Origin of the sequence: Rhodococcus phenolicus, from assembly GCF_001646785.1 — a bacterium.
Classification (GTDB): domain Bacteria; phylum Actinomycetota; class Actinomycetes; order Mycobacteriales; family Mycobacteriaceae; genus Rhodococcus; species Rhodococcus phenolicus.
On sequence record NZ_LRRH01000122.1, the window covers coordinates 1 to 16,206 of the forward strand.

The following is a 16,206-nucleotide window of genomic DNA, read 5'->3' on the forward strand; positions in this document are numbered from 1 at the left end:
GTTCCAGCCCGCCCACGACGGCGTGACCCTCGATCGCGGCGATGACCGGCTTCGTCGGTTGCATCCGTGTCACACCCAGAGGAGCGTCGCCGTCGGGAGCGAACCGATTGGGCAGCCCGCCGGCAACCGACTTCAGATCGGCACCGGCGCAGAATGTTCCGCCCATGCCGTGGAGAACGGCCACGGTCGCGTGCTCGTCTCCGTCGAAAACCCGGAAGGCGTCGGCCAGCGCTTCTGCGGTGGTGCAATCGGCGGCGTTGCGCACGTGCGGGCGATCGATCGAGATGATCGTGACCGCGCCGTCGTGTTCGATGACCACAGGTGGATGGGAACCGGTCACGGATTCTCCGTTCGGGTTGTGGCGCCGGGCTCAGTGAGCGTGGGCGTTCGCTCGATTGCGTTCCGCGTCGGCGGCCGCTCTGCCCGCGGCAAGCTGCTCACGGGAGTAGACGGTGCGCCATCCGGGTGTGCCGTAGCGGCGTCGCAGCCCGAAGTAGGTCGGGGCGAACCAGCCGGCGATCGGGCGGGGCACGGAACGCCAGAACAGTGCGTGGATCTGCCTTTCGATGCGGTCGAGGAGGGTGATCCGCAGGCCCATTTCCGAATGGAATCGTTCGGGGACTCCGGCGAGGATGCCGACACGGATCGTGCGGGTCGCGGGCAGTGACATCAACCGCCACAGAAGGGTGGGGACACGGTCCCAACCCCGTGGTTTCGCGAGGGTCGTCGCATGGTCGACGATGAAGCGAACCTCGGGACCGACCGCGAGGGTTTCTTCGACGACGGGCGTCCAGTAGTCGAGGAAGTCCGCATGGGTGCCGGGAAGGCTGCGCACACCGTAGCGGCGGCCGATCTCGACGAGCGCCCGGTAGGCCTGCTCGCGTTCGTCGTCGGTACGGAACAGTCCGAAGGCATCGGCGATGTCGATGCCGCCCTCGAGGATCGAACCCCACGTCCAGTTCCACACATCGTTGTTCCAGGCGTGGTACGGGGACCCGTCGGGCATGGTTCCGGAGATCGGCCGATGCAACTCGTGCAACCCGTGTGCCACCTCGTCCGCTTCCGGTCCGGCGAAGACGATACCCATCACCATCTCGTAGGTGCTGATCAACCGGCGGGCGTTGGACTGCAGGTCGGGGAGGGTGTCGCTCCCGTTGAGGGCGCGGTCCTTCACGCTGAGCACGTGGGCGATCTTCGGGTGCAGGGTCGGCATGATCAGGGCGGGTACGTTCGCGTAGAGCAGCACGAGCGGATGCCCGGCGATCCACCGGCCGAACGCCCCCGGCGCGAGCGGATCGTCGCCGATCACCCGGCGGGTGGAGGTATGTGGGGCAGGTGGTTCGAGAGTTCGGCTGCTCGGTGTCGTATTCGTCTTCGGCATGGTGGCTCCTGGATCTGTGGGCGGGCGGCGTGAGGGTATTGCCGACAGTCGACGAAGTGATCGCGAGCAGCGCCGACTCATCCGGGTTGCATTGACGTACAACGACTCTCGAGATAGACGACGAGTCCGTACCCCGATTCCGGTCGTTTCGTTGCGTGGCAGGCTGACCATGCCGATGAGAGTTACATATTCGCATCAGTTGATGCAAGAGTGTAATGGAACCTCTGGTGTAACCTCCGAACTCGATGTCCAGACCCCTAGTCCCCCCGGTTCCGGCCCGATCTGCGGTGTTGAGTCTGCTGCTCGGCGCGCAGCCGCCGACCCTGAGCGGTCGCGAGATCGTGGGCGCCATGGGCTTGTTCGGGATATCCGAATCCGCCACGCGCGTGGCACTCTCCCGGATGGTTGCGAGTGGCGACCTGACGCGTCACGACGGCACCTACACACTGTCGGACCGACTCGTTCGCCGTCAGCAGGATGTGACCGCCCCGGACCGGCGCGAGTGGACCGGCACCTGGGAGGTGGCCGTCGTCACCACGACGGGTCGCAGCGCTGCCGACCGCGTCGCGCTCCGGAGCGAAATGGCGCGCCAACGCGTCGCCGAACTGCGGGAAGGAGTGTGGACCCGGCCCGCCAACCTCCGTCGTCGCTGGCCGGACAGCCTCCTCGAGGTGTCGACCTGCTTCGAGGCCCGGCCCCTCGACGACCCCGCTGTCCTCGCCGGCCGCCTCTGGGATCTCCCCGCCTGGTCCGCGCGTGGACACGCCTATCTCGACGCGATCGGAAAAGCGGACGATGAACCGACCCGTTTCGTGACCATGGTCGCGGCTGTTCACCATCTGCAGACCGATCCACTACTCCCGGACGAACTTCTCCCGGACGATTGGCCGGCCGGTGAACTCGACGCCACCTACGACCGATACCGCGGGTGGCTCGCGGCGATGCGCGACGACCCGCCCGCGTCACCTTCCACCTAACGGTCCCGAAGGTGACCGTCGACGAAATCGAGCACGTCCCCGAGAACCTCGTCGCGGTTGATCTCGTTGAAGATCTCGTGGCGCGCACCGGTGTACACACCCGACCGGGCGTGCGCACCGGAGTACGTCGCCCAGCCCTGCACGGTGCCTTCGATCGGCACGAGGCCGTCGTCCGAGCCGTGCAGCCACAGCACCGGGACGGTGTCGACCGGCCCGGTGGTCGAGATGGTGTCGAGGCAGTCCTTCAGTGCCTGCACCGTGGCCCGCTTGAACGGGCCGTGCCACACGAGCGGATCGGCGACGTACGCGCGGCCGACGGCGGGATCCCGCGAGAGCGTGGCGGGATCGATGGGGGTGTCGGGGATCTCGTCGGCGGCGAGCAGGGCGTCGACCGCGGCCCAGGTGCCGAGCACCGGCGCGGACAGGACGACCGCGGCAAGGGTCGCGCCGTACCGCTGCGCATAGCGCGCGGCGATCATCCCGCCCATCGAATGCCCGATGAGCACGACCGGCAGGTCCGGGTTCTCCCGTCGAGCGGTCAGGTCGAGCAGGTGGAAGTCGTCGACGACCTTCTCGAAGTCCTCGACGAGGACGCGTTCGCCGTCGCTGAGTCCGTGCCCGGCGTGGTCGATCGCGTAGACGACGGCGCCGTCGGCGACGAGGCGGGCCGCGACGTATTCGTACCGGCCGGAGTGCTCGCCGTAGCCGTGGCACAGGAGCGCGACGTAGCGCGGGTTCTCACAGGGCCAGCGGCGTCCGGCCAGGGTTCCGGCGTGACCGTCGAGCGTGAACGCGGTCGTCTCGTCCATCGTCGGCTCCTCTCGGTGCGTAACTCCGGTGTCAGCCAAGCATCCCGCGCGCCGCGGCGGAGCCGATTCGTGCCGGGATCTGGTCTGCGGGGCTTCGTCACACTAGTCTCCTGTTCTAGAACGTGTTCTATTCAAGGAGGCATTCATGGCACCGTCCAGCGACGCGATCCGCGCGACCGTCGAGAACTACATCCGCTCGGTCGCGAAAGGCACGACCGACGATGTCCTCGCCCTCTACGCGCCGGGCGCGACCGTCGAGGATCCGGTCGGTACCGAGCCGCGCACCACCGAGGTGGCGCTGCGCGAGTTCTACGGCGTCATCGAGCCGCTCGCCCAGACCGGCGAACTGCTCACCCTCAAGATCGCCGCGAACAACGCGGCGTTCCTGTTCCGTCTCACCACGCACCTGGGTGAGCAGAACCTCGTGATGGAGGTCATCGACGTCATGACCTTCGACGACGACGCGAAGATCACGTCGATGAAGGCCTACTGGAGCCAGGACGACATGGTCACGGTGCCCGCGTCCTGATGCGCAGCGTCCTCGTGGAGGTCGATGGTTTCACGTGGAACATTGCCGAAGCGGGTGAGACCGATCGGCCCGCGGTCGTCCTGTGCCACGGTTTCCCCGGCCTCGGCTACAGCTACCGGCACCAGGTGACGGCACTCGCCGCCGCGGGCTACCGGGCGATCGCGCCGGACATGCCGGGCTACGGCGGCACCGACCGGCCCGATTCGATCGAGGAGTACACCGATGCGGCGGTCGCCGACCGGCTCGTCGGCCTCCTCGACGCCCTGGGCATCGAGCGTGCCGTCCTGGTCGGACACGACTTCGGGGCGCCCGCCGCGTGGACCGTCGCGCTGCGTCACCGGAGCCGTGTCGCCGGCCTGATGCTCCTCTCCGTGCCGTACGCCCCCGACCGGCTGCCGGCGCGACCGAGCGAGCTGTACGCGGCGATGGCGCAGCGCCACTTCCTGCATCTGCACTACTTCCAGGAGCCGGGTGTCGCCGAGCGCGAACTCGATGCGCGGCCGCGCGAATTCCTGCAGCGGCTGTTCCATGCGCTGTCCGGCCGGTACAGGTACCTCGACATCTGGCAGCACCCGTCGGACGGAAACGGCTACCTCGATGTGCTGCCCGACGCGCCGGAGTTGCCCTGGGACTGGTTGAGCGAGGACGAACTCGACCACTACGCGACGGTGTTCGCACGCACCGGATTCGGTGGCGGACTGTCCTGGTACCGCGCCTACGACGCCAACTGGGAGGCATCGGCGGGAAGCGGAACCGCGCGGCTCGAGGTGCCGGCACTCTTCGTCGCCGGCGCGAACGATCCCGTCGTCACGATGGCCGGACCGAACGCTCTGGACCGCATGGAACAGACCGTCCCGGATCTGCGGGGCGTGCACCTGCTCGACGGTGCCGGGCATTTCGTCCAGATGGAACGGCCCCGGAAGGTCGGCGAACTGCTCGTGAACTTCGTGTCGGAGGTGGTCTCGGCGCCCCCGTGATGTGGCTGTCGATTCCTGTGAACAGCAGCAGGATTCGACTTCGATGTCAGATCATCCGCCTGTCGGGGACGCAACGGGTCGGGGGCGTTGCGCCGGAAGCCCTTCGGGGCCCGACGATGTCGTGCGACGATGGCGACACGCAGAGCGGGAGATCGTCCGACAGGCAGCGAAGCCCGAGGAGTGCGACATGACCGTGCCCGGTGACATCGTGATCGACCCGACGCTCGTCGACGTGTACAAGGATCTGCACAGTCATCCCGAACTCGGCTTCCAGGAGAATCGCACCGCGTCGATCGTGGCCGAGCGGTTGAGGGCAACGGGATTCGAGGTCACCACGGGTGTGGGTGGGACCGGTGTCGTCGGGATCCTGAAGAACGGCACGGGACCGACTGCGCTGCTGCGGGCCGACATGGATGCCCTGCCGGTGCGGGAGGACACCGGGCTCGACTACGCCAGCACCGTCACGGCCACCGACGAGCACGGCAAAACCGTGCCGGTGGCCCACGCGTGCGGGCACGACCTGCACACCACCTGCCTGCTGGGCGCGGCGCAGGTTCTCGCCGAGGACAGATCCGCCTGGGCCGGAACGTCGATGCTGGTCTTCCAGCCGGCCGAGGAACTCGGCGCAGGTGCGCAGGCGGTGGTGGACGACGGCCTGTTCGAGCGGTTCCCGACACCGGACGTCGTGCTCGGTCAGCACGTGGCACCTCTTCCGGCAGGGAAGATCGCCGGACATGCCGGACCGTCCTATGCGGCATCGGACTCGCTGCGTATCCGCCTCGTGGGCAAAGGCGCGCACGGTTCGATGCCGGAAGCGTCGATCGATCCCATCGTGTTGGCCGCGGCCACGGTGATGCGCCTGCAAACCGTCGTCTCGCGGGAGATCCCCAGTACCGCCACAGCGGTTCTCACGGTCGGTTCGATCCACGCCGGTGACGCGGCGAACGTGATTCCCGGATACGCCGAGATCCAGCTGAACATCCGCAGCTACGACACTTCGGTCCGAAGCCGCATCCTCGACAGCGTCGAACGCATCGTACGAGGTGAAGCGGAGACGGCCGGCGCGCCGGACGAACCGACGATCACCGAGATCGAGCGCTTCCCCGTCGTCACCAACGACTCCGCTGCCCTGCACAGGACCCTCGACGCCTTCGGAGATTGGCTGGGCCACGGCAACGTCCTCGATCCGGGGGCCGGTGCGGGAAGCGAGGACGTCGGCATCCTCGCCACGAGCTGTGGAGCCCCGCTGTCGTACTGGTTGCTCGGCGGCGCGGATCCGTCGTTGTTCACCACCGGCGACATGACGGACCCTGCGCTGCTCACCGTGCCGTCCAACCACTCGCCGCACTATGCCCCCGTCGTCGAACCGACGCTGCCGATCGGAGTGCGTGCGCTGGTGACCGCAGCCCGCACCTGGCTGCCGCCCACCCGCTGACGGCTCACCGGGCCCGCATCCTGTGGACTCCTCCGCCCGCACCCGCTCACGACCGTTCGCCGCCGGCGACGTGCCGCGAATTCGCGAATCCACCGATCCGCCCCGGGGCTCGTCCTACTATGTGCGGGTGGCCACCGATGCCGCCGCGCGCGGATTCGGAATGGTGCTCGTGCTGACCGCGCTCGTGGTGAGTGGATGTTCGTCGGGTGGTTCCGAGCGAACCGACCCGGTGCGACTCGAGGTCGCGACCGCGCAGGACCAGTACCCCTGGACCGGACTGCTGCTTCCGGCCCAGGTCCCGGTCGTGGTGCCGTCACCCGAGGATGCGGAGGTCGCGGGCACCGGAGATCCCGTCGCCGTGACGGACGACGGCACCGCCGCGGTCGCCGGCGACCGCACCGCCCTCTACGGCGGCAGCCCCGTGGGTGCTCGATCCGGTCGGTGTCGGAGGGCTGCCGTGGCGTACCGGGCTGGCCGCCGAGTTGCTGACCCTGCACCCCACCGCGATCCGCGGCAACGCCTCGGAGATCATCGCGCTCGCCGGGCTCGGCGGCGACACCCGCGGTGTCGACAGCGCCGACGAGGCTGCCGCCGCGGTTCCCGCAGCGCTCGCCCTGCTCGAGCACGCCGACGCGGTGTCGGCGTCCGGTCCGGTGGACTACCTGATCGGCCGCGACCGCGACGGCGCGATCACCGGCGTGCGCATCGCCGGCGGCAGTGCGATGCTCCCGCGTGTGACCTCGACCGGTTGCTCGCTGGGTGGGTTGGTGGCCGCCTACCTGGCGGTCGCGCCGACCCCGCTGATCGGTCTCGCCGCCGCGCACACCCACGTCGCGGTCGCGGCCGAGATCGCCGAGGAGAACTCCACGGGACCGGGATCGTTCGCCGTGGCCTACCTCGACGCGCTGTACACGGTCGACGCCGGCACGCTGCGGGCCCGTGCTCGCATCGAGCCGCTCGACCTCCCGAAGTAAGGACGAGAACCGATGGGCATCAAGACTTTCTGGTACCTCACCCAGGCCGACGGGGACTACCCGTGGAGCCCGGGCGGGCTGTTCCCGGTCGACGGGCAGCGGCAGATCGAGCTGGCGAAGACGATCGACGCCGGCGGGTTCGACGGTGCGCTCGTCGCGACGTGGCCGAACGATCCGTTCGTCTCGGCGACCTGGGCCGCCGCGCACACCTCGCGTATGAAGTTTCTCGTCGCGATCTACGCGAACATGACGCCGGCGCGGCTGCTCGCGGAGAAGGCGCTGACGTTCGACGCCTTCAGTGGTGGCCGCCTGATGATCAACTCGGTCAACGGCCGGGAGAACATCCTGACCCGGTACGACATGAACGTCGAACACGACCGGCGTTACGAGCTGGGGGAGCAGTACTGGGCGGACTTCCGCCGGATCTACGCCGAGGGCACGGAGTCGAATTTCCCGAACACGCCGCTGCGCATCGACGCACCGGGCGGCGGCCACACCGTGCCGCTGTGGGGAACCGGCGATTCACCTGCGGGACTGCAGAATTCGGGCAGGGTGCTCGATGCGTACCTGATCATGCTGCGCGAGACGGCGTTCGTCGAATCGAAATTCACCGCGGCCCGCGAGTCCGCGGCGGCGGAAGGCCGGGAGTTCACCGATTTCGGTGCCCTCTCGGGCGTGATCGTCCGGCCCACGCAGGCCGAGGCGCTGGACCGGTTCCGGTCGTTGTTCGAGAAGGCCGGTATCGATCAGGTCACCGACGTTCTGGACAAGGCGGTGCGGCGGCGCACGGGTGGCAAGCAGGATCTCAGGACGTTCACCGCGCGCGATGCGCAGCGGCAGGGGTGGGTCGACACGATCAATGCCGGTCGCCTGCCCGAACCGAAGGATCTGTCCCTCGGTGACGGCCTGTACGCGGGGATCACGGCGTGGTCGCCGCTCGACATCTTCGCGACCGGATCGTCGGCGGTGTACTACGCCGGCACGCCGGACGAGATCACCGGGCATGTGCGTACCCTGCGGGACCGCACCGGCCTCACGTCGTTGATCCTCGCCGGATGGCCGCTCATCGACGAGGCGAAGCACGTTGCCGAGCACCTGATTCCGCGTTTCCGGGAGTTGTGATCCGCGCGGCAGGGAACCGCCGCACCACGAAGGAAGGCCGCCACGGCCGGGGTGAACCCCGTCCGTGGCGGCCTTCTTTCGTCCTGCAAAAGACAGGCTGTTGGTTAAAGCATCATTAATGTAGGCTACCCAAAGTGAGGTTAGGCAGACCTCTCTTTTCCCTCGAAAGAAATGTGACATGCAGTTGACGCGTATCGTTCGGCGCTCGTATGCCGTTCCCCTCGTTCTCGCGCCGGCGCTCCTCGTGGCCGCCTGCGGCTCCGGCGGCACCACGGACACGGCGTCCGGTCCGGACACCGCGGACTCGCTCACCATCGCGGTCGCCAAGGACAGCGGCCCGCTGAACATCTTCGCCGGACAGACCGACCAGATGACCGAACTCGTCTACGACAAGCTCCTGTCGCCCTCACCGTACGTCGCCGACCCGCAGCCGTGGCTCGCCACCGATGTCCGGCAGGTCGACGCGACCACCTGGGACGTCGACCTCCGCGAGGACGTGACCTGGCACGACGGCGAGGCGTTCACCGCCGACGACGTCGTCTTCAGCTTCCACTACATGCACGCTGCGCCGACCGGGCGCTACACCCACCACGTCAACGACACCCCGTCGATCTCCACGGTCGAGACCACCGGCGAGAACTCGGTCCGCTTCGTGTGCGACTACGCGTGCCCCGAGCTCGGTCCCGTCACCCTCGCGGACCTGCCGATCATCCCCGAGCACGTGTGGTCGAAGGTCGATCCGTCCAAGGCCAAGGAGATGACCGACCTGCCGGTCGGCACCGGGCCGTTCAAGCTCGTCGACTACAGCCCCACCAGCGGCTACCGCTTCGAGGCGAACGCCGACTATTTCGCCGGAACCCCGACGGTGGAGGAGCTGGTCATGCCGGTGATCGCCGACAATGCCGCCGCCTTCACCGCGCTGAGCTCCGGCCAGATCGACGCCGCCGATCGTGCCCTCACCCCGGAGCTGGTGGACCGGTTCACCGCGTCGAACGACATCGGCGTCGTCACCGTCGCGCCGCTGAGCTACCCCGAACTCAAGCTCAACTTCACGCGGGACACGTTCGCGCAGGCCGACTTCCGCGCTGCCCTGAACCTCGCGGTCGACCGCGACGAGCTGCTCGAGGTCGTCGGTCTCGGCCAGGGCCGCCCCGGAACGCAGGGGTACGTCCATCCGGATGCGCCGTTCGCGGACCCGGACGCGTCGACCCCGTACGACGCCGCGCGCGCCTCGGCGATGCTCGACGAGCTCGGCTGGGCCGACCGCGACGGTGACGGCCGCCGCGAGAACCCCGCGGGTGAGCCGACCGTCTTCGACCTGATCGTCAACGGCGGCAACGCGCCGCAGGTCCGCGCCGCGGAGCTGCTCGCCGAGGACTTCGCCGAGGTCGGCGTCGCGGTCGCGGTCAAGCCGCTCGACTCGGGTTCGCTGTCGGACGCCTCGTCGAACAAGACCTACGACATGATGGTCACAACCAACAGCCCGCACGCCGTGGCGGACTCGACGCAGTTCATCATGTCGCACCGTTCCGGCAACCTGTGGAAGCATCCGGACCTGGTCTACCCCGAGTTCGACGCGCTGTACGACGCGTGGAAGGTCACCGAGACCAACGACGCCCGGATCGCCGCGATGCAGGACATGCAGAAACTGTTCAACCGGCAGCCGACCGCCATCGCGCTGTACTACCCGGACGAGTTCTGGGCCTTCCGGGCGGACACGTTCGGCGGCTGGATCGAAACCCCCGGCTACGGCATCGTCCACAAGTGGTCGTTCCTGCCCGCGGACGTCGTCGAGACGGCCAACGCAGAAGCGCCGCAGGACTGACACATGACCGTCGCGCGACGAGCAGGGCAGTACGCCCTCGTACTGTGGGCGGCGGTGACGCTGAACTTCGCGTTGCCCTACTTGGCGCCCGGCGATCCGGTCGAATACCTCTACGGGGGTGACCAGCAGTCCCTCGATCCGAAGTACATCGCGCAGATGCGCGCGGACTACGGGCTCGACCGGCCGATATTCGAGCAGTACCTCTCGTTCTGGTCCGGGCTGCTGCACGGAGATCTCGGAATGTCCGTGCAGCACAACCGGCCCGTCGTCGACGTCCTGTGGGAAAAGCTTCCCTGGACGCTTGCGCTGGTCGGCATCGGCACGCTGCTCGCGTTCGTCATCGGCACGCTGCTCGGCACGTGGGCCGCGTGGCGACGCGGCACGGCGAAGGAAACGGCGACCGTGGTCGGTGTGCTCACCGTCGACTCCATGCCGGGTTTCTTCGTCGGCATGATCCTCATCGCGGTGTTCTCCGTGAACCTCGGATGGTTCCCGTCCTACGGGGCCGCGGCGATCACCTCCACCGGCGGTGAATGGCTGCTCGAAGTCGCGTCCCGGATGGTCCTGCCGGTCGCGACGCTCACCATCGCCGGCATCGGCGGCTTCTTCCTGATGACCCGGGCCTCGATGGTCGGGGTCCTCGACGAACCCTTCATCCGGCTCGCCCGCGCGAAGGGTCTCGGCGAGTTCCGGGTTGCGGTCGGGCACGCGCTGCGCAACGCGTTGCTCCCCGTCTACACCACCCTGACCCTCACGGTCGGCGTGTTGCTGTCCGGCGCAGTCGTCGTCGAATCGGTGTTCGCCTATCCGGGACTCGGGAAGCTCACCTACGACGCGGTGACCGCCCGGGACTACCCGATGCTGCAGGGCGCGTTCCTGCTCGCCACCATCGGCATCATCGCCGCGAACCTGATCGCCGATGCGACCTACCCCCTGCTGGATCCGAGGGTCCGGCGGGACCGGACGTCGGCACCGACCCGCCAAGAGGCAGCCGTATGACGATCATCGGAACGAAGACCCGGTCGCAGCGTCTCGCACTGGCGGGGGCGGTGATCCTGGGAATCCTGCTGGTGTGCGCGATCTTCGCGCCGTGGCTCGCCCCGTTCGACCCGGGAGAACGTGTGGCACGGCCGTTCGCCGCTCCGTCCGGCGATCATTGGCTCGGGGCCGACGACGTGGGGCACGACCTGCTGTCGATGCTGATCCACGGAGCCCGCGTCTCGTTGTTCGTCGGTGTCGTCGCCGCGATCGTCGCCACTGTGATCGGCACGCTCGTCGGTGTCGTCGCGGGGTATGCGCGCGGCGTCGTCGACTCGGTGCTCATGCGCATCGTCGATGTCGTGCTGTCCCTGCCGGTGCTGCCGTTGACCATCGTGATCGGCGTGTTCGCCGGCCCCGGCCTGCGCACGCAGATCATGGTCATCTCGGCGGTGCTGTGGGCGGGTATGGCCCGCGAGTTGCGGGCGCAGGTCCTGACACTGCGTGAACGCGACCACATTCAGGCCGAGCGCGCCATGGGCGCCGGGCCGATGTATGTGCTGCGGCGTCACATCGCTCCTGCGGTGGTGCCCCTGGTGATCCCGCAGTTCGTGCTCACGATCAAGACCGCGATCCTGCTCGAGGCCTCGCTCGCCTTCCTCGGCCTCGGTGACATCACGTCCGCGAGCTGGGGATCGATGCTGTCGATGGCGCACTCGCGCAACGCATTCCTCACCGATGCCTGGTTGTGGTGGGTCCTGCCCCCGGGTCTGGCGATCGGCGTCACGGTACTCGCGTTCGCGTTGCTCGGCAACGCGATCGAGGAGCGATCCCGCCCGGTGCTGGTGCGGCGCCGCAAGTTCCGGCGCCGTGCGGATCACGGCACGGCCGGCGCTGCCGGGACGCCGAGCGGCGACGCCGGGCATCCGCTCGTGATCGACGACCTCACCGTCGTGTACGGCGAGAACGGCCGGGGAGCCGCGAACGTGTCGTTCTCGGTCGCGCCCGGCGAACTCGTCGGACTGGTCGGGGAATCGGGCAGCGGCAAATCCACCGTTGCCGCCGCCACCGTGGGACTGCTGCCCGCGGCCGCACAGATCACCTCGGGGCGGGTCCTGGTGTCCGGCCGCGACGTCGCGGGCATGGAACCGGCCGAACTGCGGGGCATGCGCGGAAACCGCATCGCGCTGATCCCACAGGAAGCACTCAGCGCGCTGAATCCGGTGCGCACCATCGGTTCCCAGCTCGACGAGGCGGTCCGGGTCCATCGATCATGCAGCCGGAACGACGCCCGCGAACGCACTCTCGACCTGCTGAACCAGGTGGGACTGGGTGCCGACCGCGTCGACGCCTACCCGCACCAACTCTCGGGCGGCATGCGCCAGCGCGTCGTCATCGCGATGGCGCTGGCCAACGAGCCGGACGTGCTCATCGCCGACGAACCCACCAGCGGCCTCGACGTACTCCGCGAAGTCGAAGTGCTCGCCCTGCTCGACGATCTGCGGGTCCGGCACTCGCTGGCGCTGCTCGTCGTCACCCACAACCTGCCGGTCATCGAACGGATCGCCGACCGCATCGCGGTGATGAAGGACGGGGCGCTCGTCGAGATCGGTACCGTCGCGCAGATCACCGGAGCACCGGAGCATCCCTACACGCGGCACCTCGTCGAGTCCGCTCCCCGGCTCCGGCCGCTCGTGCAGGAGGTCGTGCAGTGAGCACGCTTCTCGACATCGACGCACTGTCGGTCTCGTTCGACGGTGTCCCGGCCGTGTCCGACGTGACCTTGCAGGTCGCGGCGGGCGAATCCGTCGCGCTGGTCGGCGGATCCGGCGCCGGGAAGTCGACGGTGGCGCGGGCCGTGGCCGGACTGGTCGATCCGACATCGGGCAGCATCCGGTTCGACGGTGTCGATCTGGCGTCCGCAGGCCGTAAACGGCGGCGTGAACTGCGCCGCGACATGCACATGGTCTTCCAGGACCCCTACGCGTCGTTGCCTCCCGGGCTCCGGGTCCGTGACATCGTCGCCGAACCGATGGTGATCCACGGACTCGGAGATCGCGGCGAACGCCGGGACGCGGCGATCGTAGCCCTCGACGCGGTGAAACTGACACCGGCCGAGGACTATCTGGATCGCTTTCCCCACGAGCTGTCCGGCGGTCAACGTCAGCGTGTCGCCTTCGCCCGGGCGCTCGTGACCCGCCCGCGGCTGCTCCTCGCCGACGAACCCACGAGCGGTCTCGATGCGTCCCTGCGCATCGAGATAGTGGATCTGATGGCCGAACTCGCGGTCGTCCAGAACCTCGCGGTCGTGCACATCACGCACGACCTGGCCCTTGCGGGCCGCAGTTGCGAGAACATCGTCGTCATGCAGGGCGGCCGAGTCGTCGAATCGGGGCGCGCCGGCGACGTTCTCGCCCGTCCGGAACACCACTACACGGCATCGCTCGTCGCGGCCGCGTCGGGCACTCACCCACGCACGACGAACAGCAGTACGACACAGGAGGATTGACATGCCCGCATCGCTCGAGGTCGTCGAGAACGGAACCCCCATCGAGTTCACCGTCGACGACGTCATGAAATACCACGGGCCGGGATTTCCCGGTGGAGTCGCGCACGCGGTGAAGGTCCTCGAGCGCGCGCTGCCGGTGCTGAGTCCCGACGCACCCGCCGAGCGTCGTGAGATCACGGTCGCCACCGCACATCGCGGGCCGGGCGTGCGCGACACGTTCGAGGTGGTGACCCGGGCGGTGACCGAGGGACGGTTCACCGTCGACGCCGAGCTCGAGCGCCGCGATCGCGGGCAGACGCTCGAGCGGTACGTGTTCGCGCTGACCTACCGCGGGCGGACGGTGCGGCTCGAGATCCGTGACGGCTTCGTCACCGACGAGTTCATCACTCTCGGACGCAAGGCCGAGCGCACCGACGACGAGGAAGCGCGGCTGACCGTGCTCAAGCAGGAGATGGCGGACCGTCTGCTGGCCGCACCCGCCGACGAGGTCTACGACGTCGTGGACTGATGCCGCCGGGGCCGGGCTCCGGCGATCGTGCCGCTCCTGTCCGACGGTGCCGCTAGCCTGCGCTCATGACCGAGAAGGTGAAGGGCCCGCAATCGTATTTCCCGTCCATCGAGCAGAAGTACGGTCGCCCGATCGACGAGTGGAAGACCTTGATCCGCGAGTCGGATCTCACCGGGCACATGGAGCTGGTGAACTGGTTGAAAGGCGAGCACGGCATGGGCCACGGCCACGCCAACGCCCTCGTCGCCCACACCCTGAAGGAGAACGCAGGCTGAGAAAGGGCCCGCCACCGAACCTCGGTGGCGGGCCCTTCGCCTGCGTCGACGCTCAGGTGTTGTCGACCCAGCGCAGCAGCGCGTACAGGAACCTGGTCGCGCCCGGCATGAAGTTGCTGCCGTGGTGGTAGGTCGGGTCGAGGGTGGTGACGATGAGGCGGCCCGGGGTCGAGGTGGTGTCCTCGTAGAGCATCATGCCCGCGTCGTGCGCGATGCCGTCGGCATCGGGTTCCTCGGAGACCAGCAGCGGCACCACGTCCGCGTCGGTGCGCAGCAGCCCGTGGTGATGCCAGATGACGGACTTGGTGCTCAGGTACGTCCATGCACCGTGATCGTGACTGCGGGTGCGGATCAGGGGGTCCTCGCCGTGCAGCCACCACCAGAAGTTCGTCGGCCGCGGCTCCCACTCGACTCCGGGAAGCCATGTGTGGACACCGTTCTCGCCGAGCACGACGAGCGTGTCGCCCCGCTCGGCGACCGCACGGAACTGTGCGGCGTGGCGGGCCACGAGCCCGGGATGCAACCGATCGGCGACGATCACCGTCGTGTAGCCGTCGAGATCGCCGTCGGCGAGATCGGCCAGATAGTGGAAGTCCGGCTGGTGGGCGAGCACTGCCGGGTCCCTCATCGTCTGCAGGTGGGGATACGAGCCCCCGTGGACGATCGCCAGGCGCCGGTCGCGCAGCGGTGCGATGTCGGTGCGGGCGAAGGGTTCGGCGGTGGTCATCGCTGCGTCAGCCAATCGATCAGTTGCGGGGTCATCCGCGCGGAGGTGTTCGGGTCGTTCTTCCAGCCGGTCAGGTCGTTCCCGCCGTGGACGAGCACCTGGCCGTCCCCGAGCGGGTAGACGAAGTCGAGGGGCAGCGCGTGCCGGCCGATGCGGGTGGTGACGATCGCATTCTCGGGAATCTTGTCGACGTACCCGCGTGCGTAGAACCCGGTGACGCCCTTGCGGGAGCTCAGATCGGTGGGATCGACGCCGGCCCACACCGGGTGCGGATCGGCGAGCGTGATCGCGAGGTCCTTCGGTCCGGTGTAGGCGAGCTTGCGCCAGACACCGAGGCCGGGAAGGAATTCGGTGAGCGCGTGTCCCATGACGGCGATGCGGCCGCCCCGGGTCACGAATCCGGTGAGCAGATCGCGGTTGCGTTCGAGGAAGATCTGATCGACGCCGCCGCCGATGATCAGTCCCTTCACGTGCGTGAGGTCCACGGCAGGGAGGTTGTAGACATCGACCAGGCCGACCCGCGGCCGGGAATCGGGGTCGCCGGCGAGGTCGTCGGTACCCATCGTCACGTGCAGGACGGCGGCGACCGCGGTGGGATCGTCGCCGATGGGGGAGTGCGCCGGGGCGGGCGGCCGGTTCGATTGCGACACTGTTGCTTCCTGTTGTTGCTTCCGTGTGGTGACGGGTCCGGGTCTCCGCGGTCGTGTCGACTGCCAGGCTCGCCGGGTTCGTCCGAATAAGGTGAACCTTAGATAGTAAAGGTAAGCCTAAACAGGGTTGCCTGGCAAACGCCGCTGCGGTACCGCGACGGACGCGGTACCGCAGCGGTGTCCGTTCAGTTGCAGACGACGGTGAGGCCGAGACCCCGCCAGATCTCGTACTCGACGTAGTCCCATTCCTGGTTGGTGGAATCCCATTCGGCGCGGGTTTCGGTGCGGTAGCCCTTGTCGCGCTGGTCGGTCACGTTGCACACGGTCAGTGCGCTGCCCGACTTGTTGGTGACGGTGAACGGGATGTCCTGTGACTCGAGGGTGGCGACTGCGTCGGCCTCGCTCATCCCGACGACGTTCGGGACCCCGGCGACGAGGATGTCCTGGTACAGCCATTCGGCGGAGGCGACTCCGGTTCCGAGGGTGAGCGCGGCGGCGGTGGCGACTGCGACGGTCAGGGTTCTGCGCAT

17 protein-coding genes and 1 pseudogene are annotated in these 16,206 nt (G+C 68.3%); 12 read left to right on the forward strand and 6 right to left on the reverse strand.

Translation table 11 applies throughout. From position 1 onward, the window contains the following. Positions 1-340: enoyl-CoA hydratase-related protein (locus A8G15_RS26070; RefSeq protein ID WP_211270249.1), on the reverse strand; the 340-nt coding region annotated here is incomplete at its 3' end. A gap of 30 nt (positions 341-370) precedes the next feature. Then, the gene (locus A8G15_RS26075) at positions 371-1,381 is read right to left on the reverse strand and encodes an oxygenase MpaB family protein (protein WP_169833946.1); all 1,011 of its coding nucleotides are present in this window, start codon (positions 1,379-1,381) and stop codon (positions 371-373) included. 245 nt (positions 1,382-1,626) lie between these two features. On the opposite strand from A8G15_RS26075, the gene A8G15_RS26080 reads away from it, so the two are divergent. Next, a complete protein-coding gene (locus A8G15_RS26080; protein WP_068165947.1) occupies positions 1,627-2,358 on the forward strand; it encodes a PaaX family transcriptional regulator C-terminal domain-containing protein in 732 nt (243 codons plus the stop codon). Here A8G15_RS26080 and A8G15_RS26085 read toward each other — a convergent pair. Further along, positions 2,355-3,167 carry an alpha/beta hydrolase gene (locus A8G15_RS26085; protein ID WP_068165948.1) on the reverse strand — a complete coding sequence of 271 codons (813 nt, stop codon included), beginning with the start codon at positions 3,165-3,167 and terminating at the stop codon, positions 2,355-2,357. The two genes, A8G15_RS26080 and A8G15_RS26085, sit on opposite strands and share 4 nt — an antisense overlap. Positions 3,168-3,312: 145 nt before the next feature. Here A8G15_RS26085 and A8G15_RS26090 point away from each other — a divergent pair, with 145 nt between their 5' ends. The 11 genes and pseudogenes from A8G15_RS26090 (at position 3,313) to A8G15_RS26145 (ending at position 14,299) form a co-directional block, all read left to right on the forward strand. Then, complete coding sequence (locus A8G15_RS26090; protein WP_068165949.1) at positions 3,313-3,696, forward strand: nuclear transport factor 2 family protein; 384 nt, start codon at positions 3,313-3,315, stop codon at positions 3,694-3,696. Beyond that, complete coding sequence (locus A8G15_RS26095) at positions 3,696-4,673, forward strand: alpha/beta fold hydrolase (RefSeq protein WP_068165950.1); 978 nt, start codon at positions 3,696-3,698, stop codon at positions 4,671-4,673. The genes A8G15_RS26090 and A8G15_RS26095 overlap by 1 nt, the downstream gene beginning before the upstream one ends. 187 nt (positions 4,674-4,860) lie before the next feature. Next, a complete protein-coding gene (locus A8G15_RS26100) occupies positions 4,861-6,108 on the forward strand; it encodes an amidohydrolase (protein WP_068165951.1) in 1,248 nt (415 codons plus the stop codon). 410 nt (positions 6,109-6,518) lie between these two features. Then, positions 6,519-7,082 (forward strand): annotated as a pseudogene (locus A8G15_RS26110) (hydroxyethylthiazole kinase); the annotation flags it as partial. 12 nt (positions 7,083-7,094) lie between these two features. Further along, on the forward strand, positions 7,095-8,204 hold the full coding sequence (locus tag A8G15_RS26115; RefSeq protein WP_068165953.1) for an LLM class flavin-dependent oxidoreductase: 1,110 nt from the start codon (positions 7,095-7,097) through the stop codon (positions 8,202-8,204). A 178-nt stretch (positions 8,205-8,382) separates the two neighbouring features. Then, complete coding sequence (locus A8G15_RS26120; RefSeq protein ID WP_068165954.1) at positions 8,383-10,029, forward strand: ABC transporter substrate-binding protein; 1,647 nt, start codon at positions 8,383-8,385, stop codon at positions 10,027-10,029. A gap of 3 nt (positions 10,030-10,032) precedes the next feature. Continuing rightward, the gene (locus A8G15_RS26125) at positions 10,033-11,028 is read left to right on the forward strand and encodes an ABC transporter permease (protein ID WP_068165955.1); all 996 of its coding nucleotides are present in this window, start codon (positions 10,033-10,035) and stop codon (positions 11,026-11,028) included. Further along, positions 11,025-12,722 carry a dipeptide/oligopeptide/nickel ABC transporter permease/ATP-binding protein gene (locus tag A8G15_RS26130; protein ID WP_082900171.1) on the forward strand — a complete coding sequence of 566 codons (1,698 nt, stop codon included), beginning with the start codon at positions 11,025-11,027 and terminating at the stop codon, positions 12,720-12,722. The genes A8G15_RS26125 and A8G15_RS26130 overlap by 4 nt, the downstream gene beginning before the upstream one ends. Further along, positions 12,719-13,516 (forward strand): ABC transporter ATP-binding protein, encoded by a 798-nt coding sequence (locus A8G15_RS26135; protein ID WP_068165956.1) that lies wholly within the window; start codon positions 12,719-12,721, stop codon positions 13,514-13,516. The genes A8G15_RS26130 and A8G15_RS26135 overlap by 4 nt, the downstream gene beginning before the upstream one ends. A gap of 1 nt (position 13,517) precedes the next feature. After that, the gene (locus A8G15_RS26140; protein ID WP_068165957.1) at positions 13,518-14,024 is read left to right on the forward strand and encodes a hypothetical protein; all 507 of its coding nucleotides are present in this window, start codon (positions 13,518-13,520) and stop codon (positions 14,022-14,024) included. A 65-nt stretch (positions 14,025-14,089) separates the two neighbouring features. Beyond that, complete coding sequence (locus A8G15_RS26145; RefSeq protein ID WP_068165958.1) at positions 14,090-14,299, forward strand: DUF4287 domain-containing protein; 210 nt, start codon at positions 14,090-14,092, stop codon at positions 14,297-14,299. A 52-nt stretch (positions 14,300-14,351) separates the two neighbouring features. Here the strand turns inward: A8G15_RS26145 and A8G15_RS26150 are convergent, their stop codons facing one another. From A8G15_RS26150 to A8G15_RS26160, 3 genes are all read right to left on the reverse strand, one after another. Continuing rightward, positions 14,352-15,026 carry a hypothetical protein gene (locus A8G15_RS26150; RefSeq protein ID WP_068165959.1) on the reverse strand — a complete coding sequence of 225 codons (675 nt, stop codon included), beginning with the start codon at positions 15,024-15,026 and terminating at the stop codon, positions 14,352-14,354. Next, positions 15,023-15,676, reverse strand: a complete 654-nt coding sequence (locus tag A8G15_RS26155; RefSeq protein WP_245688010.1) for a hypothetical protein — start codon at positions 15,674-15,676, stop codon at positions 15,023-15,025. The genes A8G15_RS26150 and A8G15_RS26155 overlap by 4 nt, the downstream gene beginning before the upstream one ends. 185 nt (positions 15,677-15,861) lie before the next feature. Further along, a complete protein-coding gene (locus A8G15_RS26160; protein WP_068165960.1) occupies positions 15,862-16,206 on the reverse strand; it encodes a PASTA domain-containing protein in 345 nt (114 codons plus the stop codon).

Bases quoted from the DNA above. Each gene is read 5' to 3' on its own strand.
- A8G15_RS26075 (WP_169833946.1), bottom strand. From the start codon at position 1,381: ATGCCGAAGACGAATACGACACCGAGCAGCCGAACTCTCGAACCACCT.
- A8G15_RS26080 (WP_068165947.1), top strand. From the start codon at position 1,627: ATGTCCAGACCCCTAGTCCCCCCGGTTCCGGCCCGATCTGCGGTGTTG.
- A8G15_RS26085 (WP_068165948.1), bottom strand. From the start codon at position 3,167: ATGGACGAGACGACCGCGTTCACGCTCGACGGTCACGCCGGAACCCTG.
- A8G15_RS26090 (WP_068165949.1), top strand. From the start codon at position 3,313: ATGGCACCGTCCAGCGACGCGATCCGCGCGACCGTCGAGAACTACATC.
- A8G15_RS26095 (WP_068165950.1), top strand. From the start codon at position 3,696: ATGCGCAGCGTCCTCGTGGAGGTCGATGGTTTCACGTGGAACATTGCC.
- A8G15_RS26100 (WP_068165951.1), top strand. From the start codon at position 4,861: ATGACCGTGCCCGGTGACATCGTGATCGACCCGACGCTCGTCGACGTG.
- A8G15_RS26115 (WP_068165953.1), top strand. From the start codon at position 7,095: ATGGGCATCAAGACTTTCTGGTACCTCACCCAGGCCGACGGGGACTAC.
- A8G15_RS26120 (WP_068165954.1), top strand. From the start codon at position 8,383: ATGCAGTTGACGCGTATCGTTCGGCGCTCGTATGCCGTTCCCCTCGTT.
- A8G15_RS26125 (WP_068165955.1), top strand. From the start codon at position 10,033: ATGACCGTCGCGCGACGAGCAGGGCAGTACGCCCTCGTACTGTGGGCG.
- A8G15_RS26130 (WP_082900171.1), top strand. From the start codon at position 11,025: ATGACGATCATCGGAACGAAGACCCGGTCGCAGCGTCTCGCACTGGCG.
- A8G15_RS26140 (WP_068165957.1), top strand. From the start codon at position 13,518: ATGCCCGCATCGCTCGAGGTCGTCGAGAACGGAACCCCCATCGAGTTC.
- A8G15_RS26145 (WP_068165958.1), top strand. From the start codon at position 14,090: ATGACCGAGAAGGTGAAGGGCCCGCAATCGTATTTCCCGTCCATCGAG.
- A8G15_RS26150 (WP_068165959.1), bottom strand. From the start codon at position 15,026: ATGACCACCGCCGAACCCTTCGCCCGCACCGACATCGCACCGCTGCGC.
- A8G15_RS26160 (WP_068165960.1), bottom strand. From the start codon at position 16,206: ATGCGCAGAACCCTGACCGTCGCAGTCGCCACCGCCGCCGCGCTCACC.